Here is a 25,185-nt window from a genome sequence, read left to right as displayed (position 1 = left end):
CTTTCATTCCTGCATCTGTATAAAATACCTGTTTTCTGATGTCAACTAAGGTATTTGCTAATCTCACGCTTCAGTGTAACACCGTCCAGAGGCTTGGCCAGATGACCATCCATACCGGCATCCTTTGCTGCCTGGATATCTTCGGCAAAGGCATCTGCTGTCATTGCCAGAATGGGCACTGTCCCGGCATCCGCACGGTTCAGAGTCCTTATCGTCCGGGCAGCCGTATAGCCATCCATCACGGGCATCTGAATATCCATAAGAAGAATGTCATAGAAGCCTTCTTCTGAAGCTGCAAAAGCCTCAACCCCCTGGAGGCCGTCACAGGCAGTGTCAATCACCGCTCCCATATCCCCCAGCAGTTCCTGGGCTACCTCCCGGTTCAGGGCATTATCCTCCACCAGAAGAAAATGCCTGCCTTCAAAGTCAGATATATGCTCTGATTCACTTCGCTCCCCATCCGTTGACTCTCCCAGAATATACTGCCGCAGCCCCCGGATCAGAGTGGACGCAAAGATAGGCTTCTGAAGAAATCCGCTTACGCCTGCCATTTTAGCTTCCTGTTCTATGTCGTTCCAGTCATAAGCAGAGATAATCAATATAGGCAGCTTACCCTTACTGACCTCCCGCAGCCGGCGGGTAGTCTCAAGTCCGTCCTGCCCGGGCATCTTCCAGTCCAGGAGAATGGCGTCATATGCCTCCCCCTTTTTCTGTGCTTCCAACACCTTTGCTACGGCCTGCTCACCACTGTCCACCCAGTCTGCATAGATACCGATGTTCCGAAGCATCTCTGCAGTGTATTCGCACATAACCGCATCATCATCCGCCACAATAACTTTTAAATCCGGGAAAGAAGCGTCAAGTTTTGGAGATTCCTCGATTTTCAATGGTAGATAAACTCTAAAAACCGACCCTTTCCCCGGTTCACTCTCCACTTCAATGGTTCCCTCCAGCAGTTCTACTATCTTTTTTGTTATGGCCATCCCAAGTCCGGTTCCTTCTGTCTTATCCACTCTGCTGTCTCTCTCCCGGCTGAAGGCGGTGAAAAGATGTTCCATAAATTCTGGCTGCATACCAATTCCTGTATCCGTAATTGTAAATACAAAGTGAGTGATTCTCCCTTCTGTACCGCCCTCTGCCACGTCCATGGTGATGCTTCCTCCCGGAGGAGTAAACTTACATGCATTGGAAAGTATATTTAAAAATATTTGCCGCAGCCTGAGGGAATCGCTTAAAAAGAGTTCGTGAATCACACACTGGAGACGGATAGAAAACTTTTGATCTTTTTCTTTAAACTGGGGCTGCATAATGGTTACAATATTTTCAAGTACCTCCGGCAGGGATACCACATCATCCCTAAGAGCCATCTCCCCGCTCTCAATTTTGGACATATCCAGCACGTCATTGATAAGGCCCAGCAGGTGCTGTCCCGAAAGGCCGATTTTTTTTAGGCAGTCTTTTACTTTATCCGGATCCTCCATATGGGAAACCGCAATATCCTTCATTCCAAGAATTGCATTCATGGGAGTACGGATGTCGTGGCTCATCCGGGACAGAAAATCTGATTTTGCCCGGTTAGCCTCTTCAGCCTCTTTCAGAGCGCTGCGCAGCCTTTTGGCCTGGGCCTCCAGCTGCCTCTGCATCTGCCGGAGCTCCGTCTCGTTGGTAATATCAATGTAGATTACAAGATATACCGGATCCCCCTCCTGGTGTCCCACACAGGACCCATTAATCTGCAGCCAGGCATCCTGACCTCTCTGATCGCTCATATGTACAGTAAAATGAACCTGCTCCCCCTTCAGAAGCGCCTCCCGGTGCTCTTCAAATACCGACTGATTGCGCAGCACATTGTCCCGGAACAGAGGGTACTCCATATTCTTCCAGCTCTCTTTCCCAAAAAACTCAAAGAAACGGTCGTTGCCGTCAAGCAGTGTAAAATCAAGCATCTTGCCCACTTTGTATTTTGCAATAAAACCAGGCAGATTATCATAGGTAACGGACTGCTCCTGCTCCATTCGCATCATGTCACTGACATCCATCATGGCCGTATAGGACACCCGGTACCCGTCAATATACTCATCCGTAAACCTCGCCGACATACGGACCCATATATATTCTCCACTCCTGCGACGCATCTGCGCTACCATGGTATAGCCGTTCTCCCCGGCATTCAGCGTGCGGATCACCTCAGCCCCCAGCTGGTTCCACAGTTCCTCATCATGTATCCCCAAATCGTCATTCATATAATACGTATCACACAGATTATGATAAATCGCCAGATACTCTTCCTTTGTATAACCAATCAATTCATAATAAAAGTCATTTGCCCAAACCAGTGTGAAATGATCATCCAGCAGATGTTTACTGACGCTGACATGGAGAAGATTCATCAGTGTATCATATTCATATCCAATCTGCCCTGCACTACTTTTCTGTTTATCCATGTTCCTATCCTCCGCTTTCATGATCCATAAAAAGTAAACCGGTTCTTTCCATCCCTTTTCGCCGCATACAGCGCCTGGTCTGCACAGTGAAACAGTCTGTTATATTCCATCCCGTTCTGCATTTCTTTTCAGCTTGTCAAGCTTTAGCTGTTCCTCATGAACATCCACAAACTTTCCAATGATACCTGAGATCCCATCCTGTCCTTCCCCTTCCCACAAAGGGCGGGCCGTAGCCTTAAACCACCGGTGATTTCCTTTTATGCAAAGACAGTATACACCACTTACAATTGGATTTTCCTCTGTAGCTTTCCTCAGCTTTCTCTGCAGGTCCATGTAATCTTTCTGAGAGAACACCTTGTGCAGTACCTCATTTTGTCCGGGATGCTCTATGAGAATAGGCAGTCCAAGCTGGCTTCCTCCCCACTCTGACATGGTGAGAACGTCGATGCTATAATTATACTCAAACTGAATCTCCTTAGACATAGAAGCAAAAAACTGATACTTTACCCGTTCCTGCTCCAGCAGCGTAAGGGTGCGTTCGGAAACCTGGCCGTCCGCTATAATCTGGTTTGATAAATGCTGTAAATTTTCTTCTGATACAGGATTCATAGAGCGGATCTTCAACTCTTCCTCCAAATACGGACCGACTGCTTCCAGGCACTGCATAAGAAGCGGATGAAAGGCTCCGCACTCACCCTTTAGTATCATCTGCATAGCTGTGTCGTGAGAGTAAGCCGGTTTATATACACGCATGCTGGTTAGTGCGTCATACACATCTGCCAGAGCAACCACTTGAGCTTCTATGGGAATATCGTCTCCTTTCAGCCCGTCCGGATATCCCCCTCCGTCATACCTCTCATGGTGCCAGCGACAGATATTATAGGCCAGATTAAGCAGTTCTTCATGATGCCGTGAGAGTGCGTCTTCCATAATGAGGGCCCCCTGTATACTGTGTGTCTTCATAATCTTAAATTCCTCTGGGGTGAGCTTCCCCGGTTTATTCAAAATCTCTTCCGGAATAGATATCTTTCCCACATCATGCAGCGCAGAAGCATTTACAATCAATGCCATTCTGGAAACTGTCATGGGATACTGTCCAGTAATCTCCTGCAGCTTTCGAAAGAATATCTCAGTGAGAACCCGAATATGGAGCACATGAAGGCCGCTCTCCCCATTTCTGAATTCCACAATATTTGAAAGAATCTCTACCATCAGGAAGTTATTCTTTTCCTTTTCTGCAATCTGATCCGCCACCATTCCTTCCAGAACCTTTTGTTTGGAATACAGCACTATTGTGTTCTGCACCCTCCGCTGTACAGTTTTCTCGTCAAAGGGCCTACTGATATAGTCTGTTGCCCCCAAATCATATGCATGATCAATGTAGGTAGATGAAGTCTCTGACGATATAGTAATAACAGGAATACGGTTCAGCCAGCCATATTTGTTCATAATCGACAGCACTTCAAACCCATCCATCACAGGCATAATAATGTCCAGCAAAATCAGGGAAATTTTAAACAGCTGCCGCTGCATTATCTCGATTGCTTTTTTCCCGTTAGACGCCTCAAGGATATCATATTCCCCGGACAGCATATCTGCCAGCATGGCGCGGTTCATCTCTGCATCATCCACAATCAAAATGCAGTTTCGCTTTTTCATTTCCCCATCACCTCCTGCCGCTTACCTCAGGCCGCATCTTTCCCATATAGGCTATAGGTATATTTTATCGCAGGTAACTGTAAAAAGCAAGTTGAAGCTGAACACCAAAGTTGATATACTTATTTTATTAATACATTTTTTCGAAAGGAGAAAGCGCCAATTGCGTCAGAATTTACACCAGTACGAATATCTTTATCGCTCCTTTGTCACTCAGTTTGAATGCGGTGTCTATCCCGAAGGACAGACTATGCCTTCCCAGCAGCAGCTTTGCCGGCAGTTCAATGTAGGGATCACCACAATCCGGAAAGTCATGAAGATGCTGGAACACAGCGGATATATCCGTACTGTTACCGGACGGCCGGCAGTTTCTGCCTACCGCGCATCAGCAGAGTCCTGCATTGCCGCCCTGTTAGAACGCAGGGACGGAGTGAATGATGCATTTTGCGGACTTGGCCTTCTTCTTCCGGCCCTCTATCGGGAGGGTGCCAGACTCTGTCAGGAGACCGAATTTACAATCATGCGGGACGCCATAGACGGTATTGCCGGTCACATGGAGCTCTCTGCCCTTTATCGGCAGGCCAATCTTTTTTTCAGGGCTGTACTCAAGCCCTTTAACAACCTTCTGATTCAGGATCTGCAACTGGATGCTGAGAGTTATCTGGATGTGCCCTATATTCCTTATCCCGGGGTAAAAGCTCCCTCCTATCAAGCTGAGAGCAGGGTAAAAGCCTGGCTGGAGACAGCATTAAACAGAATCCTCCGGAAACAGTATGACGCGTTTTATGATAGTATTCTGGACTTTTACTGTAAAACCCAGAGTACCATAGACGGTTATCTTGAGGAACTTAGCCGCGCGATTCCTGCCCCGGTCCCGCGGAAGGCAGATATCCGCTGGTTCCGGACCAAAGGCCATTCTGAACTTTATATACGCCTGGCCATGTCTATTCTTCGGCGGATTGCGGGAGGGGAGTTTGAAGGGAAGAAATATCTCCCTTCCATTCCCAGACTGATGGAAGAATACGGGCTGATGAAGGAGACTGTATGCCGCAGCATTGCTCTGCTGAATATGCTGGGAATTGCTGAAACAAAAGCTAAAAAAGGAACTATTCTGGTGACAGGAGAGATTCAGGGCAGCATCTCCCCTGCCTCTTTCGATTTCAGCGATCCTCTGATCCAGCAAAGACTGGCTCTCTGTATGGATGCCATCCAGATTATGGCTCTGTCTGCAGGAATCTGCGCAAAATCCTTCACCCCTGTCACAGAGGAATGGCTGCACAGGGCAGAAGAAAAGTTATTCTCTGCCTCTCTCCACAGTCTCAATCCCCGTTCGGTTCAGCTCCTTATGGATTATATGATACAGTTTGCTCCCTGCCACTCTCTGAGCAACATCTATTCTCAGCTGAATGAGCTGCTCCTGTGGGGCTATTATCTGTATGCAGCGGATGCCTCTTACTATGCGCCTCAGGAGAAGCTGCAGGCCCTTATGCGTGATGTGGTGAAGGCCCTCCGGGAAAAGGATTCTTCCGCTTTGCCCGCCGCACTGGAAAAAGCCTTTTTGCAGATTTACCGGGATATCCATTTTGTCATCGCCCAGCTGCCCTCGGGTACAGATTTTCTCCCCATTCCCCTTTAGCAAAAAAAGGAATGAGGTCCTGTCATTGCCAACAGGCATACAGGTTCTCATTCCTTTTTTCAATTTTTTATCCCTTTCTGCAGTTATAGATTCTGCAGAACTCCCTTACATGACGCTCTAACTCCCCCATCGCCTCCTCCTCGGCCCCGGGCATCTGGTCGTATTTGTTCAGCAAAAAATAAATAGGGGCATAAAAATTCATTGCCATTGCGGCAGGATCACCCTCACTAAAAACCCTCTGCCTCATCATTTCCTGGAAAAGCGCTGTTTGATAAGTAATACTGTCTACCATAAAAATCTTTCTGTATACCTCATAAATCCTCTTGTCAGAATACTGCTCAATAGTCAGCATCCGCCGGAACCTGGATGCGAATTCATCCTTCAAATAAAACAAAAATATCTTCCTGCTCAGTTCCAAGAGTCCGTCCACAGAAAGCTTCCCGTATACTTTCGCTGCCGCCTCCATGTGCTTCTCCCCAGGCAGCCCCAAAGCCTGTGACATTTTCTCCATACGGCGCGACATTTCTTCCACTATGGTACTAAAAATTTCCTCTTTGCTCCTGAAGTGTTTATACAGAGAGCTGTCCCTGATTCCCACAGCCTCTGCAATATTTTTTACACTGGTTCCCTGATAGCCTTTCCTGGAAAAAAGGTTCAGCGCCTCCTCTATGATCCGTTCTCTGGTTTTCATCTGCTGCCTCCCTTCAGGAGGTTCTCTACCTTCTCCTCATGCTGGTACAGTACACATCCGCCCTCATGAGGTGCAGTCAAAAGTCCGGATGTCTGAAGCTTTCTAAAAAGAGGGGAATGGAGAGCATCTTCCAGGGACATATCCAGCAGACTGGTATCTGAGAAGGGGGAAAATGGGCATGGTTCCGCATTCCCCGCAGCATTAATGTGAAAAAATCCCCGTCCTGCTGCCAGACATCCCCCGGATGATTTCTCGTCCCCCGGAAAAGAGATATACAGCATCTCGTCCTGGCCGTTTCTCAGCCTCTGTATTCTGCTGTTCATATATTGCCGGTCTCTCTCCTCTAAAGCCAGGGAGGCAGATTTCCTGTCCACGGGTACATACTCTACATATATTATCCCTTTGCATCCCCGTGTCCGAAGTTCCTTCAGAAAATTTTCCCCTGTCACTTCCTCCAGGTTTTCCTTTGTCACAGTTACCGATGCTCCAAAGAGAATACGGCTGTTTTGCAGAAGTTCCATTGTTCTTTGAACTCTACGGTATATCCCCCCTCCTCTCCTGTCATCTGTACGTCCTTCCCCACCCTCTACGCTTAAAATGGGAATCAAGTTCTTATGTATTCCGAAGAGTTTTGCATAATCCTTATCAAACAATGTCCCGTTGGTAAATACGGGAAAAAGAATTCCCTTATACTCTCCGGCTTCTCTCAGCACATCTCTTCTCGTCATAGGTTCCCCTCCGGCAAGGAGCACAAATCCTACGCCCAATTTTTGAGCCTCTTCAAAAATGTTTCCCCACTCTTTTACCGTCAGCATTCTTTTCACCCGAAACCCTTCCCTCTTCTCATTTTCCCGGGCATAGCAGCCTTTGCAGTTGAGATTGCATTGATTTGTAATACTGGCAATCAAAAACGGCGGAATATGCACCCCCTCTTCCTCTCGTTTTCTGCGAAGCTCTCTTCTCTTTCTGCCGCCCCGGGCATACTGTACCATAAAAAGACTCTCTCTGGGGTTCCCTGCAGACGCCTTAAGAATTCCTTTGATCATCTGTTCCACTCCATTGCTTAAATATTCTTCCAGCCGAAATGTCTCCATCTGTTTTCCCGCTCCAATCATACGTTCGTTCGCACAGGCTAGTATTTACTAGCCCATAACCTCAGTATAGCTAATAATTACTAGCCTGTCAATAAGAAAGATTGCGAGAAAGTGCAATCTCCGCCTGCGGCGGGCTGTCGCAGGCAGCATCTTCCTTTCCGCCGCAGTGTGATCCCCCACAGGGCTTTTTATTACATAGGGAACGAAGTTTCCTATGTAATAAAAAAAGAGCCCGGCTAAGCCGGACTCCCACGCCGAAGCGCTGCCATCTTCCTTTTGCGTGCAGTGCGTATATCGCCCACAGGTTTTTTATTATCTGTATTCTCCCAGGAAAAACAGTGCCACTGTACCAGGGCCGGAGTGCGCACCGATGGTTGCTCCCACAGGATTAATCATAATATTATCATATCCAAACTTTTCTTTCACCAGCTTAGCAACATATTCTGCATCTTCCAGACAGTCGCCGTGGCTAATCATAATAATGTCATTCTTATCCCGATAGGATCCCACTCTCTCTTCCATCATGGATACCAAAGTCACCAGAGATTTCTTCCTTCCTCTTACCTTTCCAAGGGGGATCAGATGCCCTTCATTATCCACATGAAGGACAGGCTTAATATTAATCATAGTGCCGAGAACCGCGGCCGCTTTGGATACCCTGCCGCCCCGGTACAGATGATTGAGATCGTCTACGGTAAACATATGGCACAGATGCAGTTTATTTGCCTCCAGCCATTCAGCGGTCTCTTCCAGACTTTTTCCCGCCTTCTGCATCTGCACAGCTTTATAAACCAGCATTCCCTCTCCCATGGAAGCAGCCAGTGTATCTACCACTGCAATCCTGGCTTCTGGTCTCTCCTCCCGGATCTCCTCGGCGGCAATCCTGGCACTGTTATAGCTCCCGCTGAGTCCGGAGGAAAATGCTATATGAAGAATCCCCTTTCCCTCGTCAAGGATTCTGGAGAATTCTGTCTTCGCATCGTTGGGATTAATCTGGGAAGTCGTAGGCATGCTGCCGCCTCTCATTTTTTCGTAGAATTCCCCTGAAGGCATTTCATTCTCTTTATTATACACCACTCCATCTATTGTACAGGGCAGATACATATACGTAATGCCGTTTTGGCTGTAATAGTCTTTTGGCAAATCCGATGTATTTTCTGTCGTTATTACAAAGTCATTCATAAATGTCCCCTCCGTTTTTTTTCTATCATAACATTTTTAATTCCCAACTTCAACAAAGTGTTTTGAGAAATACAACAGACTCTATTCTATTCCCCCAAGACCTCAAGGGCTTTCTGCAGCTGATTATCCTCATCTTTGCTGATAGTCACCTTTTGCTTCAGGGCTTCATCCAGTTCTACCTCCACATCCGGGGTTATCCCGGTTCCGTGTATATTCCTTCCGCTTGGAGTATAGTACTTTGATATGGTAAGCTTTACCGCGCTTCCGTCTGTAAGAGGCGTTACTTTTTGGACAATCCCCTTTCCGAATGTGGTAGTACCCACCAAAGTGCCGATCCCGTAGTCCTGGACAGCTCCGGCAAAGATCTCAGCAGCGCTGGCGCTGTTGCCGTTTACCAAAACAGCTAGGGGAACATCCATGTTCGTGCCCTTACCGGATAGGTATTCTTCTTTCTCTCCATTTTTATCTTCTGTATATACAATCAGTTTCTCCGGCGCTATATTGTTAAAGATGTCACATACTGCTGTGAGAAGCCCTCCGGGATTGCCTCTGAGGTCTATGACTAGTTTTTTCATCCCCTGAGCCATCAAATCCGCATACGCATCATTATACTGCTGAACCGTGACAGCTGTAAATTCGTAGACTGCGATATATCCCACCTGGTTTTCCAGCATCTCATGGGATACTACCGGGATCTCCACCTGGGCCTTTTTGACATCTACCTCAATATAATCGTTTTCTCCGTCCCTGGCAAGAGTCAGCTTCGCTGATTCTGTATCCTCGCTGCGGATTTTCTTTGCAACCTCTGCAAGTTCAGTACCCGTAACTTCCTCCCCGTCCACTTTATACAGAATATCTCCGGGAAGGACACCTGCTTCTGCCCCGGGAGCCCCTTCATAGCAGCGTACAATGGTAATCACTCCTGTATCGGGATTCTGCTGCATGACAATCCCGATTCCCTGGTAGGATCCCTCTGTCTCTTCTGTAAGGGATTTATACTCTTCCTTTGTATAATATCTGGAATAAGGGTCTCCCAGTCCATCAATCAGGCCGGCATACATGCTTTCTGTCAATGCATCCTCATCCGCGTCTTCCAAATACGTCTCATCAATGAGCGTCTCCAGCAGCTGAATCTTTTTCTTTGCTTTGGCACTGTCAGGCGCTGTTTCCTCCTGCCGGGCCTCTTTTGCACTGATATAATTGGTTACTCCAAGATAACCTCCAAGTCCTACCACAGCTGCCAGAAGGACTCCCAAAAGGAACCCCTTTAAAAATTTATAATCTTTCATACATAGCTCCTTTAAACACCGGAAGGCTTCAGAGGGAGAATCCCCTGAAGCCTTTCTGAATCATATTATTATACCCGCAGATGCTTTCTGATGGCAACTGCGCTGCCCAGCAGACCGATTCCAACACCCAGCCCTAATCCTACAGGCAGAAGGATATGGAAAATTGTCTGTACAGTCAGGAAACTGCCCATAGCTGTAAAAACATGGAATCTGTCCTGGATATACTTTATCAGCTGATTATAGCAGACATACACCAGTCCCAGAGGAAGACCTGCGCCTACCAGACCTATAAGAATTCCCTCAATGACGAAAGGTGCACGCACAAAAAAGTTAGTGGCTCCTATCAGTTTCATGATACCAATCTCTTCCCTCCGGATAGAGATACCCATGGCTATGGTATTGCTGATAAGGAAAAATGCAACCGCAAACAGAATAATTATGATACCAATGGAGGTATAACCTACCACTCTGTTCAAACTCGTCAGTGTGGTACTGGCGTTTTTGGAGTGATTTACCTCCCTCACCCCGTCCAGACCTTCGATATAGGCAACCAGTTCTGTCTGGTCCTCGATTTTATCTAAATATACTTCGTAGTTGGAGGAATTCGCCAGCGGATTGTCATCCTTAAATCCTGCAGCGGCCTGATCGTCACCGTCAAAATACTGCGTAATAAAGGACTCCCAGGCTTCCTCCGCAGATACGTATTTGACTTTCTTTACGCCCTTCTGCTTTTTAATCTCCTGGCCAATCTTGTCAATCTGTTCCTGTTTGGCACCCTCTTCAAAAAATACGGTAATTCCAACTCCTTCCTCCACTTCCCGAAGCATGGAGTTGAAGTTCATGACAATTGCCAGAAAGAGTCCGAATAAGAAAATGCAGGCAGCCATAGTTGCCACAGAAGCCAGCGAAAATCTCAGGTTTCTAAAGATGTTCTTCACACCCTGTTTCAGTGTGTATCCTATGGTACTAATTCGCATAATGATATTCACCTTCTTGTTCGTCGCTTACAATGACGCCTTTCTTCATAGTAATTACCCGTTTTTTCATGGCATTTACTATCTCTCTGTTATGTGTAACGACAAGAACTGTGGTTCCTCTTTCGTTTATTTCCTCCAAAAGCTTCATAATCTCAAAGGAAGTCTTCGGATCCAAATTACCTGTGGGCTCATCCGCCAGCAGGATCGCAGGACGGTTTACCAGCGCCCTTGCGAGGGCAACCCTCTGCTGTTCACCACCTGACAGCTCCTTCGGAAAAGATTTGTACTTTTCCGCTAGACCTACCATGGTAAGCACCTCAGGCACTCTTTTTTTAATCACACGGGTAGGCTTTTCTATTACCCGCTGGGCAAATGCCACATTCTCATATACATTTCTATCTTTTAATAAACGGAAGTCCTGAAAAACAACCCCCACCCCACGGCGGTATTTGGCTATCTTTCTTCTCTTTAGCTTATTGAGATTCTGTTGGTTTACTGTAATGACTCCCGAAGTAGGATCCAGCTCTTTTAAAAGCAGCTTGATCAACGTGGACTTCCCGGATCCACTGTTTCCTACAACGAAAACAAATTCACCCTTATCTACGTGCAAGTCTACGTTATTCACGGCCGGCTGGCCTTTCGCATAGGACTTGCTAACGCCCTTTAAATCAATCATATTATCCTCCTAAGTGTTCCTGCGCATCCGAAACCCTAGTAGTCCAGAGTCTCCATATACTTCATATAACGCACTACCATAAGTGCAATCTTGAAAGTGATGGCATCCTCAAATACCCTAAGGTCCAGCCCGGTGCTCTTCTGCAGTTTATCCAGGCGGTATACTAGTGTATTTCTGTGGATATATAACTGTCTGGAAGTCTCGGATACATTTAAGCTGTTCTCAAAGAACTTATTGATGGTGGTTAATGTCTCTTCGTCAAAGTCATCTGGTGATTTCCCATCAAAGATCTCTTTTATGAACATTTTACAAAGTGGTATGGGAAGCTGGTAGATTAACCGGCCGATTCCCAGAGAACTGTATGCAATTACTTCTTTGTCGCCAAAGAAAATCTTACCTACATCCAGAGCCATCCTTGCCTCTTTGTAAGAACGGGATACCTCCTTTAATTCCTTAACAATGGTACCGTAGGCAATGTGGGTTTTGCCGTCCTTCTCAATGCCAAGAGCAGTTAAGATCGTATTTGCAACTTTGTCCGCCTCGTCGTAGCCGTCGGTGGGACTCAGTTCTTTTACAATGATGATACTCTTCTCGTCTACGGCAGTTACGAAATCTCCGTTCTTGCCGCCCAACACATTCTTGATCCCCTCCAGGGAACCGTATTCTTTATCCTGATTGGATTCCAGAATAAATACTACACGACGGACATCAATGTCGATATGTAACTTCTTTGCCCGGTTGTAGATATCCACTAAAAGCAGGTTATCCAGCAAGAGGTTTTTGATAAAGTTATCCTTATTAAATCTCTCTTTGTAGGCAACCAGAAGATTCTGGATCTGGAAAACAACGAGTTTTCCCACCATAAATACATCCTGGCTGTCACCGTCCACGATTAAGACGTACTCCAGCTGATGATCGTCATATATTTTAAACAACTGATATCCTTTGATAATCTGACTATCGGCCTGAGAATTAATAAAATCTACGACTTCGTCCTCTGAGCATACAGTGTCTGCAAATGTCGTAGCCAAAGCTTTACCTTCAGTATCCGTTACACAAAATTCTGTTCTTGAGATGTTCTTTAATCCGTCTAATGTGTTTTGCAGTACTTGATTTGATATCATCTTTTTCCCTCTTTCCATTATATAATGTATTGCCAGCCTTGCTTTTTCCCATAAAAAACAAAAAACCCTACTCTATATAATAATATAAAATCCCGAAAAAAGAAAGTAAAAATGCGAAATATTGAGTAATTCACCAAAAAAACACATTTTATTTCTTTTGTTCCTGCTGGATAAATCCTTCCCCCAGCACCTCCCGGGCATCGCACACAATAACAAAGGCCTTTTCATCTATCCTGGCCACAAGCTCTTTTAACGGCACAATTTCTTTTTTGGAGACAACACAGAAAAGCATCTGCTTTTTTGCTTTTGAGTACATACCCTTCGCGGATATCCCTGTCACCCCGCGCTCAATGCTCTCCATAATCTCCCTTGCCACCGAATCATAGGAATCCGTGATGATAAAAGCTATTTTAGAGTAATGCAGGCCCTCCAACAATCCATCCGTAATTTTTGCAGTAACAAATATAGCAATCATGGCGTAGAGTGCCAAGTTCAGTCCGAATACCCAGGCTCCCATAAACACGATGAGACCGTCTACAAACATCATAATTTGAGCGATGGAATAATGGCGCAGCTTTCTCTGAATCAGGGCGGAAACCATATCGGTGCCTCCGGTGGTGCCCTGTCCCAGAAAGACAAAGCCAATTCCCACCCCCATAATTACACCTCCGAAGAGAGCGGCCAAAACCAAATCATCGGAAATCAAATGAAAGGCAGGCAAAATATAGAGCCACACAGATAAGCTGACCGTTCCCCAAAGGGATTTGGCAAGAAGGGGCAGGCCCATAATCTTTATTCCAATGAAAAACAGAGGTACATTTAATATGGCATTGGTAAGCCATAATGGAATGCCCCCTGTCACGATAGGTTCTGTAACAGTCTTGATAACAATGGCTAAACCACTGAAACCGCCTGTTACAAGCTTCATGGGGTCATAAATGGAATTGATTGCCAGCGCCATCAATGCTGTACCTACTGTAATAAAAACATAGTTCTTTACCTTTGATTTCCCATGCTGCAGGAACATGATTCAGTTATTCTCCTTTTTCACTATTATACCGGGCAACCATTTTTTTAAAGGTGCTCTTCTCTAATAGTTTGCTCAGCCAGTTCGATTTTAAACCTGATTCTGTCTGAAGATTTGCGTGGCTTCCCAGACTCATCCAGATTCTGGCATTTACCTTTTTGCGGTTCTCCACAGCAAACCGCTCCATGGACAGGCTCTGGGAACAGGTGAGAATCACCTCGGGAGATACACTGTTGATCTCATTAATCACCCGGTCTTCCCCGTCGGCGGTCTCCCCGCAGAGAAAGTCTGAAGCTGCAATCTTTAATCCCTCGTAAGTTTCTTCCAGATGCTTTTTCAGGACATCGGCCTCTTCCTTAGTCTCTCCGAGTACAAAAACCGTATTCCCGTAATTGATTACATACATGAAGAAAGCCCCCAGGAATTCATGATTCGTCACCTCCTGGAGCATGGCTTCTTCTTCTATCTTTGCTGCTTTTAGAACTTCCGGTTCACCGATGATACTCAAATCCAGAGACTGTATATAATTTGCCAGGATTTCATCCTCTCTGGCAGCCATCAGAAGATTCATTGTGATGAGGCCATAGGTCAAAAGCCCCTGTTCATCCCACTGTCTTCTCACAATCTCCAGCATTTCGTCCACAGAATATTTATCAATCAGAAAACCCAATATATCAACTTTATTCTCCATAGAGTCACTCCAAATCAGTTGGATTATTTTGCAATATATGGAGTATAGCAGAAAAAAACATTTATTTCAAGTATGACCAATCTGGTACAGATTCTCCCCTTACTCTTCTTCCAGCTGCTTCAGCAGATACCGTCCTACCATATTTGAAAAATTTCCGATGTCTCTGATGTATGCGAAGTCTTTTCCAAATATCTTTTTCTCAGTTGCCAGGTCTTTTTCTTCACCGGCAAACACTCCCAGTACCGATACCCCCAGATTTCGCAGCCTCCGGATCTCAAAGGCTGTATCCCGGATCGCATATTCCCCCTGATACGGCTGTGGATTTCTGGCGTTGGGCCTGTTGATAACCACATCATAGGGCCTTCCGTCGCTGAGTACGATCAGCACTTTATGCTCTTCCTCCCTCTGCAGCAGCCCCTGGCCGGCAGCCTTCACCGCCAGTCCGTCCCTGTTATTGCTGGAAGTAATATACTCGAATATATTGGCGTTCATACTCCTGTCATCATCGTAGCTCCGAAACCGGTGGAGAATGGTATAATCCCAGAAGGTACAAAAGCTCATAACCCTGTGGGGAATGTTTACATTGCTGAGGGCCTCACTTATAATGTATGCCTGCATAGCCACCTTACCCTGACGGCTGCGCTGGGATCCACTGGCATCGATGAGAACGTCTACGGCAAAATCAATGGCATCATTTTTCAGTTCTCTCCGGAATAATTTTGCATCCTGTGTCCTCCCCACTTTCCACAAAAGAGAAGGGACAATAGTTCCTCTGTCAGAAAGCACTTCCTGTACCTCGTCTCTCATAACGAATGCCTTTTTCAGGAGATCGCTTAATATAACTATATTTCTTTTAACCACCCGGTGATTGTCATAATACTCAAAAAGATTTTTATCCTTCTGCTTTCTGGCGTATTCATACTGATAATTCCGAAGGGCAGGATGTTTCAGAATCCCTTCTGTAAAATACAGGCTGCAGTCTCCATGAATCCCTCTGCAAAGCTGGTAATTCAGCGATTTTTCCTCCGCAGGGCTTAGATAAGTAATCCCATAGTTGCGTTCCACATAGGTATACATCTTTTGAAGGGCTTCCTCGTCCACAATCACTATCTTTTTCTGCAGTGAATGCTCCGGGGGGGCCTGTTCTTCTTTTTCCTCCTGAAATACTTCCATCTGTGTCATGGTCTCCGTTACCTTTTCCAGGTAACTCTCCAGAGTCTCTTCATACATTTCCTCTGAGAGAAAGTCCTTCCATGAGTATTCTGTCAGTTCCTCCAGGGTGATATCCAGTACCTTCTGCAGACTGCCCTTCCGTTTCTCAAAATCCGGCTCCACAAGCGCATTATACAGGCGGTCAATGACTCTGATAATGGCCATGGTATCTTCAGCCTGGCTCAGGCTGTAAATTTCCTCTATCCAGCTCCTGGTATTTCTTGGCACCTGGTATGTCCCCTGCAGCCCTTCTTTAAGGAGGGCGATCTTTAAATGTCCCAGAGGATTTCCCGACAGAGCTGTGAATTCCTCTTCTAAGATATCCCTGTACGCCCGCCGCCTGATATCGGCAACCCCTTTTCGTTCCTCCAGTATTCTCTGGTACACCGCCTGTTCAATGCACATCTGTGCCACTGCCATCAGCGGAGCCTCCTGGGCCTGAAGGAAAACCTTTTTGACGAGATATAAACTGAGTGCGTCCCTGTCATAATACTTCGCAAAAGCACCCTGTTTTACTCCGTCATAAAGGGCAATATCTTTGGAACGCAGAAAAGTATCCACGTCTGCCTTAATCTCCAGACTGTAGTCACCGCTCACCGTCCACATAAGGTTCTTTATTCTGTTTTCCAATTCCAGCTGATATTCTGTATATTGTTCTTCCATCAGCACCCTCCGCTATGAGTCAAAAGAATTCTCCTGAGGTCCACGCCTCCGGAATCCTGGTAGTCACCACATCCTGTACTATTTCCTTTTCGAAAATGTCAAAGCACTTATTCACAACCCCCATCTGCACCGCCAATGCCGGGGATAATCCACACTGAATCGTTTTCAGGGCTGCAATCATCCCCCTAAGATCCAACGCCTTTGTGGAAATCTCCCCGTTTGCCGCCTTCTGCTGGAGATCCAGAAAAAGTCCAATCCACTGTTTCAGCGCCTCGTCCTTCAGTCCGGGAAACATATTCTTAAATACAAATTCCAGGGTCTCCTCACTCTGTCCCGGCATATCAATTACCAGAAACCTGGACACCAGCGCCTCGTTCAGATCCTTTGTCCCCGCATAACCGTAATTCATGGTTCCTATAAACCGGGCAGCCCCGTGGAGATCGATTTTGTCATATCCCGGAACATCAATGGTTCTCCGGTAGTCCAGGGATGCGTGAAGTACGGAAACCGCGTCATTCTTCGCCATATTAATCTCGTCCAGGATCCCAAATCCCCCATACTGAGCACACTGGTAAATACTTCCCTTTCTCAGCTCAACCTCATTATTCCGAAAGGTATCCGTGCCAATCAAATCTCCGCTGTTTGTATTCACATGAAACGACACGTTATAGGACGGCCTTCCGAACATAAACGCCAAATTCTCCGCCAGCACATTCTTTCCCGTAGCTTTAGATCCTGTAAGCAGCAGATTCTCCCCTTCCAGTAAGGCGGCAATGGCCATCTCCAGAACTTCCCTGCCGTAAAAAGGAATACTAGGTGCAACAATTCTGGACTTCACCTCATCCGCAACCGCGTATTGCCTGCGGAATTCCTCCACCCCCTGTATTAAAAAAGGATTCACTCCCTGATCCTGTAAAAATTGCAGTTCTCTTATCATCTCTTATCCTTTCTGATTCGTTTCTTCTATAAAAAAGCGTCCGGCAAGCCGGACTCGCGCACCGGAGCGCGGCCGCTTACGGCCATCTTCCTTGCCTTCCTCTATTATAACTTAAATTATCCAGAATGTACACTAACCAAACAAGAAAGATTGTGCGAAGGCGTAATCTCCGCCTGCGGCGGGCTGCCGCAGACAGCAGTTTCCTATGTAATAAAAAGAGCCATACCTCCCGGTACAGCCCTCTCCAAATCTTTTATTTATCCCTGTGCAGATTAAAGTTCGCATACGCCGGTGCCCCATGCTCGTGTACATCCAGTCCGTCTCTCTCTTCCTCTTCCGATACACGAAGCCCAACTGTCTTATCAATTACTGTGAATACAAGAAATGCAAGTACCAGCACATACACCAGAACCGCCCCTACGCCAATCATCTGTGTTGAGAGCTTAATCCCTGAGTTTTCGAATGCGAATACTCCTGTCAGTATGGTACCCAGCAGTCCACAGAAGCCGTGGACCCCGATGGCCCCCACCGGGTCATCAATCTTTAGTCTGCGGTCAATGAATTCAATTACAAGTACCACGGCAATTCCTGCAGCCAGGCCGATGATTATGGCAGAGTAATTGGAAACCACGTCGCAGCCTGCGGTAATAGCTACCAGTCCTGCCAAAGATCCATTGAGTGTCATAGAAACATCTGGTTTTCCATAACGAATCCAGGTCATAAACAGTGCAGCAAGTGTAGCTGCCGCAGCTGCAAGGTTTGTGGTCATAGCAATATCCCCCAGATTAGTGGAAGCGCCTGTGGTGGAGCCGCAGTTAAACCCGAACCAGCAGAACCATAAGATAAATACACCCAGTGCGCCGATAGGAAGGTTATGTCCCGGTATTGCCTTTGGCTTTCCGTCTGAACCGTACTTTCCTATACGCGGACCAATGATTTTTGCACCCACCAGCGCACAGACACCACCCACCATATGGACTGCCGTAGATCCGGCAAAATCATGGAAGCCTATGGATGCCAGCCATCCGTCTCCCCAGATCCAATGGCCGGTTACCGGGTAAATGAAAATACTGATGGCCGCACTGTAAATCAAATAAGAAACAAATTTCGTACGCTCTGCCATAGCGCCTGAAACAATAGTAGCAGATGTGGCACAGAATACGGTCTGAAAAATCATGAACACGCCGATAGGAAGTCCCCGGTACATCCCATTTGCATCTGCCAGAGCAGTTGGCTGAAAGAAGCCCGAAGTTCCAATAATGCCGGCTGCATCCGGCCCGAACATAACAGCGAAGCCAAGCAGGAAGAAGCAAAGACTTCCCAATACAAAATCCATCATATTTTTCATAATAATATTGCCGGCATTTTTCGCCCTTGTAAATCCCGACTCAACCATAGCAAAACCTGCCTGCATAAAATACACCAGGAATGCTCCCAATAATGTCCATACAATATTCAGCAGCAGCTCGGCCGCTTCCGCCAGTGCAGTAACCTCTGTACTGCCTCCCAACAAATCTGATAAATACATATACAACGCCTCCTCTTTTTCTTTACACACATATACTAAAAGGGGATAGTTGCCAGACTCCTCTTATCTGACAGCTATCCCCTTTGACAGCATAACCTTTTCATAATATTTATTCTTCTAGAGAGCCTCGGCTCCCCTCTCACCGGTTCGGATACGGACCGCATCCTCCACATCATACACAAATATTTTCCCATCTCCGTAATTCCCTGTATTAATCCGATCCACTACTTTGTCAATAATCTGTACGGCAGCCTTATCGTCCACCACGGACTCTACCTTTATCTTTGGCAGAAGATTTACCTGATATTCTGCCCCCCGGTACAGCTGCCTGAACCCTTTTTGATTTCCGTATCCCATGATATTGGTGATCATCAGTCCGCTGGCATTACATTCATCTAAAATCATTTTCAGATCTTCCAGCTTCTCCGGTTTAACAACAATCTCCAGCTTTTTCATCCTCTATTCCTCCTTGTTTTATTTATAAAAAACGAGGAAGTTCCCTTAGCTGGGAACTTCCTCGTTCTCTTCAAAATGATATGGTACACTTTATACTTCGAATAACAAATCACCGTAAGACGGCATAGGCCATATTTCCTTGTCTACAATCATCTCCAGTTTATCCACGGGAGCTCTCAGTGCCTCCATAGCCGGGAATACAGTATCTCTGAAATATGTAGCCTGATCACAGCCCTCCTCTTTTGCTGCAGCTTCTTCTGTAACCCGGATCAGGGTCTTTAATGCCTCTTTAGTTTCTTTCAAAAGGGAGGATGTCTCCGTCAGCAGCTCTGTCTGCACACTGACATCCACATCTCCGGCCAATTTGACGGCATTGATGGATTCTGCCAATGTTGTAGTATATTTGATAACCGCAGGAATAATCTGCTTTCCGGCCATATCGATCATAGTTCTGGCCTCTATATTAATAGCCTTGGCGTAGGATTCATATTTAATCTCTACCCGAGACTCCAGCTCGGCCTTGGAGAATACATGGAACTCTTCAAAAAGCTTAACTGTTTTATCTGTAACCAGTGCCGGAATGGAATCCACCATGGATGTAATATTAGGAAGACCTCTTCTCTCCGCCTCTTTTACCCACTCTTCGGAATATCCGTTGCCGTTAAACACGATTCTCTGGTGATCCGCACAGTTCTTCTTGATAATATCATGAACTGCCATCTCAAAATCATCAGAGGCTTCCAGAATATCGCAGGCTTCCCGGAATGCCTCTGCAACGATTGTGTTCAGAACCACATTGGGCCCTGCAACAGAATCCCTGGATCCAACCATACGGAACTCAAATTTATTTCCGGTAAATGCAAACGGTGAGGTTCTGTTTCTGTCTGTGGCATCCTTATACAGGTCTGGAAGGGTGCGGACTCCCGTGCTTAGCTTTCCGCCTTTAATGCTGTGGGTGGCTGATCCTGTGCTCACCAGCTGTTCCAGAACATCCTCCAGCTGTTCTCCCAGGAATACGGAGATAATCGCCGGCGGAGCTTCGTTGGCTCCCAGTCTGTGGTCATTTCCTACGTCGGCCGCTGATTCTCTCAGCAAGTCTGCGTGAATATCAACTGCTTTTAAAATACAGCTGAGAACCAGAAGAAACTGTACATTTTCATGAGGGGTCTTTCCCGGCTCTAACAGGTTAATGCCGTCATCTGTAGTCAGCGACCAGTTGTTGTGCTTCCCTGAACCATTTACCCCTGCAAACGGCTTCTCGTGTAACAGACATTTCAAACCATGCTGACAGGCAACTCTTTTTAACGTCTGCATAATCAGCTGATTGTGATCCACCGCAATATTTACCTTTGCGTAGATAGGTGCCAGCTCATGCTGTGCAGGCGCCACCTCGTTATGCTGTGTCTTGGAGGAAACCCCCAGCTTCCAGAGTTCTTGGTTCACATCCTTCATAAAGCTTGCAATTCTCTGGCGAATGGTTCCGAAATAATGATCATCCAGCTCCTGTCCCTTTGGAGGCATTGCTCCAAATAAAGTTCTGCCTGTAAATATAAGGTCCTTTCTCTGCAGAAATTTCTTTTCGTCTACCAGGAAATATTCCTGTTCCGGACCTACCGAAGGTGTCACACGTTTTGAGGTAGTATTTCCAAAAAGCTTCAGCAGCCGCAGACTCTGTTCATTAATAGCCTCCATGGAACGGAGCAGAGGTGTTTTCTGGTCCAGCGCTTCCCCGGTGTAGGAACAGAATGCGGTGGGAATACAGAGGGTTCCGCCGGCCGCATCCTGCCGCACAAATGCCGGTGAGGTGCAGTCCCATGCCGTATATCCCCTCGCCTCAAAGGTTGCCCGTAATCCTCCTGATGGGAAGGAAGAAGCATCCGGCTCACCCTTAATTAATTCTTTGCCTGAAAAACTCATCAGGACTTTTCCGTCTTCCTTGGGAGCCGTAATGAAGGAATCATGTTTCTCTGCCGTAACGCCCGTCAATGGCTGAAACCAGTGGGTATAATGGGTAGCTCCTTTTTCGATGGCCCACTCTTTCATCTCATGGGCAACCACATCAGCGATTTCTAAGGTCAGGTCTTTTCCTTCTTCGATGGTCTGTTTTAACTCTTTATAAACTTTCTTCGGCAGACGGGCCTGCATAACGGAATCGTTGAACACATTTTCCCCGAATATCTCCACTACATTTGTAAATTCACTCATACCTTCCATCCTTTCAAACATTATTTCTGTACGGGCCTTAAACAAAAAGAGGGGCGATCCACTAAAAGTGGAACGCCCTTGTTCACTCGTACACATTTACTGGAATGTCATTTCCAATCTGGTATTAAGATACCGCAAAAACACTAAAAATGCAAGGGGATTTTCGCAAATTTCTTATTTTGTCGCATTTTATATAAATCTAATGAACATTTAATTTTCTTTTTAGTAAAAACGACAATGCTCACATTCTGTGCATTATCCGGTCTGCCCTTTATACTCCCATGATAGTCCGGAGAGCCAGCAGAAGGAGGCAGGCCCCGCTGATCCAGGATAAATCCCGGCGGATAAAATGCCTGCATCTGTAGCCCAGCATCCATCCCAGAAGCATAACAGCGATACCGGCCACGAACGAGCAGGCCACAAGAAGCAGTTTATTTGAATATAAAAGGCCGGCCCCGACCCCTGCAACTAAACCGTCCAGCGAAAGGGCCAGTGCCAGCAAAAATCCTTCTGTCCAGGAAAGTTCTTTTATCTCTGTCTGATCCACAGTCTCTTTCTTTCTGCAGGCTGCAATCAATTTATATCCCCCAACCAGCAGAAGCAGTACAAAGCATATTTGTTTCGTCACCCAGTCCGGAATTAAGGTACCCAGAAATCCTCCGGCTATGAGAGCAATGCCGAGAACCAGACTGCAGACTCCATTCATCATTATCACAACGCCCAGAGAGGGCTTACATTTACTAATTCCATAAGCAAAGCTTATGACAAATGAATCCATAGTTAAAGCTATAACGAAGAGTATGATCTCACTCAACAAGATGCCATTCATATCACACCATACTTACTCATTTATGACTTTAATACTATAGTATTCTTAATCCTCCAGAAGCTGCATGTCCTCCTTGGAAGAAATAGCGATGCTGGCTGCCTGCTTTCTGTTGCGTATCTCTACATTCATGTGATCGCCCCCGTATTCCCCGTCTAAAGTCCAGGCTACCTCCTCTTCTGTCTCAATGATGAGATGGTCTGTTTTAAAGGATTCTATCAGCTCCGTATTATCCTCTGCCATAAGAAGGGAGGAGATAATTTCCTGCAGTTCCAGAGGATTTTTTGGCTTTCGGATAAATGTAGCCTCGAACAGGCCGTCGTCCAGCTCCACATTCTTTCCGGACAGCTTCTTAAAGCCTCCCACGGAGACAGAGTTGGTCACCATACCGAAGATAAAATCTCCCTCAAAGGTTCCCTCACTGCTTTCCACCCTCATCTGATAGGAACGGATGCCATACAGACGCTTCATCCCTTCTAAAAGATATGCAACGTGCCCGAAAATATTCTTCAGATCCTGGTTCGTTTCATAAGCCACATCTGTAAACAATCCAAAGGCTGCGATATACACAAATACATCGTGATTAAACTTACCTACATCAAAGGCAAACATCTCTCCGTGCACAATATCGTCAGCAGCTTTCAGCATATTTTTGGATATGTGAAGGCTGCTGGCAAAATCATTGGTGCTCCCTGCCGGTATATACCCCAGAGGAGTGGTGTGATGCCCTTTTATCAGGCCGGTCACCACCTCATCCAGGGTACCGTCTCCTCCGCTGCAGGCCACCATATGGAATTCCCCCGCCCGCTCCCGGGTTACCTTCATAGCGTCCAGATAGCCCTGTGTGGGGTGAACCTCCACCTGGAATCCACCCTTGATAAATATATCTATAATATCCATTAATTTGGTCTTAATCGTCGCCTTCCCCGATCTGGGGTTATAGATAAATAACATTTTCTTTGCCATAATTGTTTCCTCTGCTTCCCTGTAATGTTTATATTTTACTATAGCGGGAAATTTCCTGCAAGATATATTCAGTTGTCCGGCAGCGCGGTTCTTATACGAAAGAAAAAGGTGCCCCCGTATTACCGGGAACACCTGATGGTTTTCGTTATGTGACTTAAACTAACTCCAGAAGAACTTCCATAGCAGCATCGCCTTTACGCTGTCCGATCTTTACGATACGTGTGTAACCACCGTTGCGGTCTGCATACTTGGGAGCGATTTCAGTAAACATCTTGTCTACTAAATCAACTTCTTTTGTATGTTTTTTCTTTCCGGCTTTATCCGCAGGAACTTCTTTTACTGGATAGAATACTTTTAACATCTGTCTTCTTGCATGAAGTCTGGAAGGAGCGTCTTTTTTGATCTCTTTCTGTACTTCATCGAATACAGTTACTTTCTTTCCGTCAACGACTTCTTTCACTCTCTTGCCGTCTTTGTCTTTGCGGGGAACCTTAGCTGTTACGGTCACAGTCTCAAAGTTGTCTTTTTCCTTTACAGCTAAAGCGATTAAGCCTTCTGCTACTTTGCGGATTTCTTTTGCTTTTGATTCTGTAGTAACGATTTTTCCGTTGTATAACAGATTAGTTACCTGATTTCTGATCAAAGCTTTTCTCTGGCTGGATGTTCTGCCTAATTTTCTATATTTCGCCATTTTTATATTTCCTCCATTTGTGTGGAACAATCTGCCATGCATTCATCGGTCTTACTGACAGACTGCTGTGTTTTCCATACTTAAACCTACGGCATACGCCGTGCACACGCCTATCAGGCGTGTAGTAAGGGGTACCCCGGACCCTGCCTGCAGGGCACGGCATCACTGGGATGCCTGACGGGCAAAATTTTATTCGTCGCTGGGATTTAACTGCAGACCCAGCTCTTTCAGCTTTGCGAGAACCTCTTCCAGTGACTTGCGGCCCAGATTACGAACCTTCATCATATCCTCTGAAGTACGGTTGCAGAGCTCTTCCACAGTATTGATACCAGCTCTCTTTAAGCAGTTATAAGAACGAACAGAGAGTTCTAATTCGTCAATGTTCATCTCTAATACTTTTTCTTTCTCATTGTCTTCCTTCTCAATCATAACTTCAGCTGTCTTGGCATTCTCAGAAAGATCAATGAACAGGCTTAAATGTTCGCTCAATACTTTTGCAGCTAAACTCACTGCCTCATCAGGGTCTAATGTCCCATTTGTATAGATATCCAATGTTAATTTATCATAGTCGGTAATCTGACCAACACGGGTATTTTCTACCGTCAGGTTGACACGCTCTACCGGTGTATAGATAGCGTCCACCGCAATCACACCAATGGGCATATCATCCGTTTTTCCTTTGTCAGCGCTGATGTATCCGCGGCCTTTGGTAATTGTAAGTTCCGCATTAAATTTGCTGTCAGCACCGCCGTTTAAGGTGGCAATTACCAGGTCCGGATTCATGATTTCTATATCCTGATCCACCTGAATATCGCCGGCAGTTACAACCCCTTCCCCTTCGAATTCAATGTATGCAATCTTAGGTTCGTTGCTGTCACTGTTATTTCTGATTGCCAGGCTTTTTAAGTTCATGATGATCTCTGTCACATCTTCCTTAACACCTGGAATAGAGCTGAATTCATGGAGAACGCCCTCGATCTTCACCTGGCTGACTGCCGCTCCCGGTAAGGAAGAAAGCATAATTCTGCGAAGAGAATTGCCAAGTGTAGTGCCATACCCTCTCTCAAGTGGTTCCACAACGAATCTGCCGTATTTTTTATCATCAGAAATTTCTGTGATTTCAATTTTAGGTTTGTTAAAATCGAACATGCAAAGCCCTCCTTGCAGTGCATAATGCACATCGTCTCAACAGGCATATGGAAACCCATATGCCG

21 protein-coding genes are annotated in these 25,185 nt (G+C 46.0%); 1 reads left to right on the top strand and 20 read right to left on the bottom strand.

Annotated features, from left to right (window positions below; genetic code table 11):
* Positions 1 to 41 precede the first annotated feature (41 nt).
* Together GKG41_RS04135 and GKG41_RS04130 are read right to left on the bottom strand one after the other, a co-directional pair.
* Complete coding sequence (locus tag GKG41_RS04135; protein WP_154257288.1) at positions 42 to 2,444, bottom strand: response regulator; 2,403 nt, start codon at positions 2,442 to 2,444, stop codon at positions 42 to 44.
* Positions 2,445 to 2,543: 99 nt separating this feature from the next.
* Entirely contained in the window at positions 2,544 to 4,103 is a 1,560-nt protein-coding gene (locus GKG41_RS04130) for an HD domain-containing phosphohydrolase (RefSeq protein ID WP_154257286.1), read from the bottom strand.
* A 160-nt stretch (positions 4,104 to 4,263) separates the two neighbouring features.
* Between GKG41_RS04130 and GKG41_RS04125 the strand changes: the two genes are divergently transcribed.
* On the top strand, positions 4,264 to 5,736 hold the full coding sequence (locus GKG41_RS04125; RefSeq protein ID WP_173015493.1) for a GntR family transcriptional regulator: 1,473 nt from the start codon (positions 4,264 to 4,266) through the stop codon (positions 5,734 to 5,736).
* Positions 5,737 to 5,803: 67 nt separating this feature from the next.
* On the opposite strand, the gene GKG41_RS04120 is transcribed toward GKG41_RS04125, so the two are convergent.
* The 18 genes from GKG41_RS04120 to GKG41_RS04035 form a co-directional block, all read right to left on the bottom strand.
* On the bottom strand, positions 5,804 to 6,427 hold the full coding sequence (locus tag GKG41_RS04120) for a TetR/AcrR family transcriptional regulator (RefSeq protein WP_154257282.1): 624 nt from the start codon (positions 6,425 to 6,427) through the stop codon (positions 5,804 to 5,806).
* Complete coding sequence (locus GKG41_RS04115) at positions 6,424 to 7,521, bottom strand: radical SAM protein (RefSeq protein WP_154257280.1); 1,098 nt, start codon at positions 7,519 to 7,521, stop codon at positions 6,424 to 6,426. The genes GKG41_RS04120 and GKG41_RS04115 overlap by 4 nt, the downstream gene beginning before the upstream one ends.
* A 312-nt stretch (positions 7,522 to 7,833) precedes the next feature.
* Positions 7,834 to 8,703, bottom strand: coding sequence for a DegV family protein (locus GKG41_RS04110; RefSeq protein ID WP_154257279.1), 870 nt, complete (start codon positions 8,701 to 8,703; stop codon positions 7,834 to 7,836).
* An 86-nt stretch (positions 8,704 to 8,789) separates the two neighbouring features.
* On the bottom strand, positions 8,790 to 9,992 hold the full coding sequence (locus GKG41_RS04105) for a S41 family peptidase (RefSeq protein ID WP_154257277.1): 1,203 nt from the start codon (positions 9,990 to 9,992) through the stop codon (positions 8,790 to 8,792).
* Between the two features lie 68 nt (positions 9,993 to 10,060).
* Positions 10,061 to 10,969: a permease-like cell division protein FtsX gene (gene ftsX / locus GKG41_RS04100; protein WP_154257275.1), complete on the bottom strand. Its 909-nt coding sequence runs from the start codon at positions 10,967 to 10,969 to the stop codon at positions 10,061 to 10,063.
* Entirely contained in the window at positions 10,959 to 11,645 is a 687-nt protein-coding gene (ftsE, locus tag GKG41_RS04095; RefSeq protein ID WP_072849172.1) for a cell division ATP-binding protein FtsE, read from the bottom strand. Before ftsE ends, ftsX begins: the two co-directional genes overlap by 11 nt.
* A 35-nt stretch (positions 11,646 to 11,680) precedes the next feature.
* A complete protein-coding gene (locus GKG41_RS04090) occupies positions 11,681 to 12,769 on the bottom strand; it encodes a helix-turn-helix domain-containing protein (RefSeq protein WP_072849174.1) in 1,089 nt (362 codons plus the stop codon).
* Positions 12,770 to 12,917: 148 nt separating this feature from the next.
* The gene (locus GKG41_RS04085; RefSeq protein ID WP_154257274.1) at positions 12,918 to 13,796 is read right to left on the bottom strand and encodes a YitT family protein; all 879 of its coding nucleotides are present in this window, start codon (positions 13,794 to 13,796) and stop codon (positions 12,918 to 12,920) included.
* A gap of 7 nt (positions 13,797 to 13,803) precedes the next feature.
* Positions 13,804 to 14,487: a WecB/TagA/CpsF family glycosyltransferase gene (locus GKG41_RS04080; RefSeq protein WP_154257272.1), complete on the bottom strand. Its 684-nt coding sequence runs from the start codon at positions 14,485 to 14,487 to the stop codon at positions 13,804 to 13,806.
* A 99-nt stretch (positions 14,488 to 14,586) separates the two neighbouring features.
* Positions 14,587 to 16,362, bottom strand: coding sequence for a nitric oxide reductase activation protein (locus GKG41_RS04075; protein ID WP_154257270.1), 1,776 nt, complete (start codon positions 16,360 to 16,362; stop codon positions 14,587 to 14,589).
* A 19-nt stretch (positions 16,363 to 16,381) separates the two neighbouring features.
* Complete coding sequence (locus GKG41_RS04070; RefSeq protein ID WP_154257268.1) at positions 16,382 to 17,299, bottom strand: MoxR family ATPase; 918 nt, start codon at positions 17,297 to 17,299, stop codon at positions 16,382 to 16,384.
* A 253-nt stretch (positions 17,300 to 17,552) separates the two neighbouring features.
* Entirely contained in the window at positions 17,553 to 18,827 is a 1,275-nt protein-coding gene (locus tag GKG41_RS04065; RefSeq protein WP_154257266.1) for an ammonium transporter, read from the bottom strand.
* 117 nt (positions 18,828 to 18,944) lie between these two features.
* Complete coding sequence (locus GKG41_RS04060) at positions 18,945 to 19,283, bottom strand: P-II family nitrogen regulator (RefSeq protein ID WP_154257264.1); 339 nt, start codon at positions 19,281 to 19,283, stop codon at positions 18,945 to 18,947.
* Positions 19,284 to 19,373: 90 nt separating this feature from the next.
* Positions 19,374 to 21,488 carry a glutamine synthetase III gene (locus tag GKG41_RS04055; protein WP_154257262.1) on the bottom strand — a complete coding sequence of 705 codons (2,115 nt, stop codon included), beginning with the start codon at positions 21,486 to 21,488 and terminating at the stop codon, positions 19,374 to 19,376.
* A gap of 271 nt (positions 21,489 to 21,759) precedes the next feature.
* The gene (locus GKG41_RS04050; RefSeq protein ID WP_154257260.1) at positions 21,760 to 22,317 is read right to left on the bottom strand and encodes a manganese efflux pump; all 558 of its coding nucleotides are present in this window, start codon (positions 22,315 to 22,317) and stop codon (positions 21,760 to 21,762) included.
* Positions 22,318 to 22,362: 45 nt separating this feature from the next.
* Positions 22,363 to 23,280 (bottom strand): diacylglycerol kinase family protein, encoded by a 918-nt coding sequence (locus GKG41_RS04045; protein ID WP_154257258.1) that lies wholly within the window; start codon positions 23,278 to 23,280, stop codon positions 22,363 to 22,365.
* A 154-nt stretch (positions 23,281 to 23,434) separates the two neighbouring features.
* Complete coding sequence (locus GKG41_RS04040; RefSeq protein WP_072849193.1) at positions 23,435 to 23,971, bottom strand: L17 family ribosomal protein; 537 nt, start codon at positions 23,969 to 23,971, stop codon at positions 23,435 to 23,437.
* 189 nt (positions 23,972 to 24,160) lie between these two features.
* Positions 24,161 to 25,120: a DNA-directed RNA polymerase subunit alpha gene (locus GKG41_RS04035; protein WP_072849195.1), complete on the bottom strand. Its 960-nt coding sequence runs from the start codon at positions 25,118 to 25,120 to the stop codon at positions 24,161 to 24,163.
* Between the last annotated feature and the right edge of the window lie 65 nt (positions 25,121 to 25,185).

Origin of the sequence: Lactonifactor sp. BIOML-A5, from assembly GCF_009677585.1 — a bacterium.
Lineage (GTDB): Bacteria > Bacillota > Clostridia > Lachnospirales > Lachnospiraceae > Lactonifactor.
This window is presented reverse-complemented; position numbering and strand designations above follow the sequence as displayed.

Coding starts and splice junctions, on each gene's coding strand:
- GKG41_RS04135 (WP_154257288.1), bottom strand. CDS start 2,444: ATGGATAAACAGAAAAGTAGTGCAGGGCAGATTGGATATGAATATGAT.
- GKG41_RS04130 (WP_154257286.1), bottom strand. CDS start 4,103: ATGAAAAAGCGAAACTGCATTTTGATTGTGGATGATGCAGAGATGAAC.
- GKG41_RS04120 (WP_154257282.1), bottom strand. CDS start 6,427: ATGAAAACCAGAGAACGGATCATAGAGGAGGCGCTGAACCTTTTTTCC.
- GKG41_RS04115 (WP_154257280.1), bottom strand. CDS start 7,521: ATGGAGACATTTCGGCTGGAAGAATATTTAAGCAATGGAGTGGAACAG.
- GKG41_RS04110 (WP_154257279.1), bottom strand. CDS start 8,703: ATGAATGACTTTGTAATAACGACAGAAAATACATCGGATTTGCCAAAA.
- GKG41_RS04105 (WP_154257277.1), bottom strand. CDS start 9,992: ATGAAAGATTATAAATTTTTAAAGGGGTTCCTTTTGGGAGTCCTTCTG.
- ftsX (WP_154257275.1), bottom strand. CDS start 10,969: ATGCGAATTAGTACCATAGGATACACACTGAAACAGGGTGTGAAGAAC.
- ftsE (WP_072849172.1), bottom strand. CDS start 11,645: ATGATTGATTTAAAGGGCGTTAGCAAGTCCTATGCGAAAGGCCAGCCG.
- GKG41_RS04090 (WP_072849174.1), bottom strand. CDS start 12,769: ATGATATCAAATCAAGTACTGCAAAACACATTAGACGGATTAAAGAAC.
- GKG41_RS04085 (WP_154257274.1), bottom strand. CDS start 13,796: ATGTTCCTGCAGCATGGGAAATCAAAGGTAAAGAACTATGTTTTTATT.
- GKG41_RS04080 (WP_154257272.1), bottom strand. CDS start 14,487: ATGGAGAATAAAGTTGATATATTGGGTTTTCTGATTGATAAATATTCT.
- GKG41_RS04075 (WP_154257270.1), bottom strand. CDS start 16,362: ATGGAAGAACAATATACAGAATATCAGCTGGAATTGGAAAACAGAATA.
- GKG41_RS04070 (WP_154257268.1), bottom strand. CDS start 17,299: ATGATAAGAGAACTGCAATTTTTACAGGATCAGGGAGTGAATCCTTTT.
- GKG41_RS04065 (WP_154257266.1), bottom strand. CDS start 18,827: ATGTATTTATCAGATTTGTTGGGAGGCAGTACAGAGGTTACTGCACTG.
- GKG41_RS04060 (WP_154257264.1), bottom strand. CDS start 19,283: ATGAAAAAGCTGGAGATTGTTGTTAAACCGGAGAAGCTGGAAGATCTG.
- GKG41_RS04055 (WP_154257262.1), bottom strand. CDS start 21,488: ATGAGTGAATTTACAAATGTAGTGGAGATATTCGGGGAAAATGTGTTC.
- GKG41_RS04050 (WP_154257260.1), bottom strand. CDS start 22,317: ATGAATGGCATCTTGTTGAGTGAGATCATACTCTTCGTTATAGCTTTA.
- GKG41_RS04045 (WP_154257258.1), bottom strand. CDS start 23,280: ATGGCAAAGAAAATGTTATTTATCTATAACCCCAGATCGGGGAAGGCG.
- GKG41_RS04040 (WP_072849193.1), bottom strand. CDS start 23,971: ATGGCGAAATATAGAAAATTAGGCAGAACATCCAGCCAGAGAAAAGCT.
- GKG41_RS04035 (WP_072849195.1), bottom strand. CDS start 25,120: ATGTTCGATTTTAACAAACCTAAAATTGAAATCACAGAAATTTCTGAT.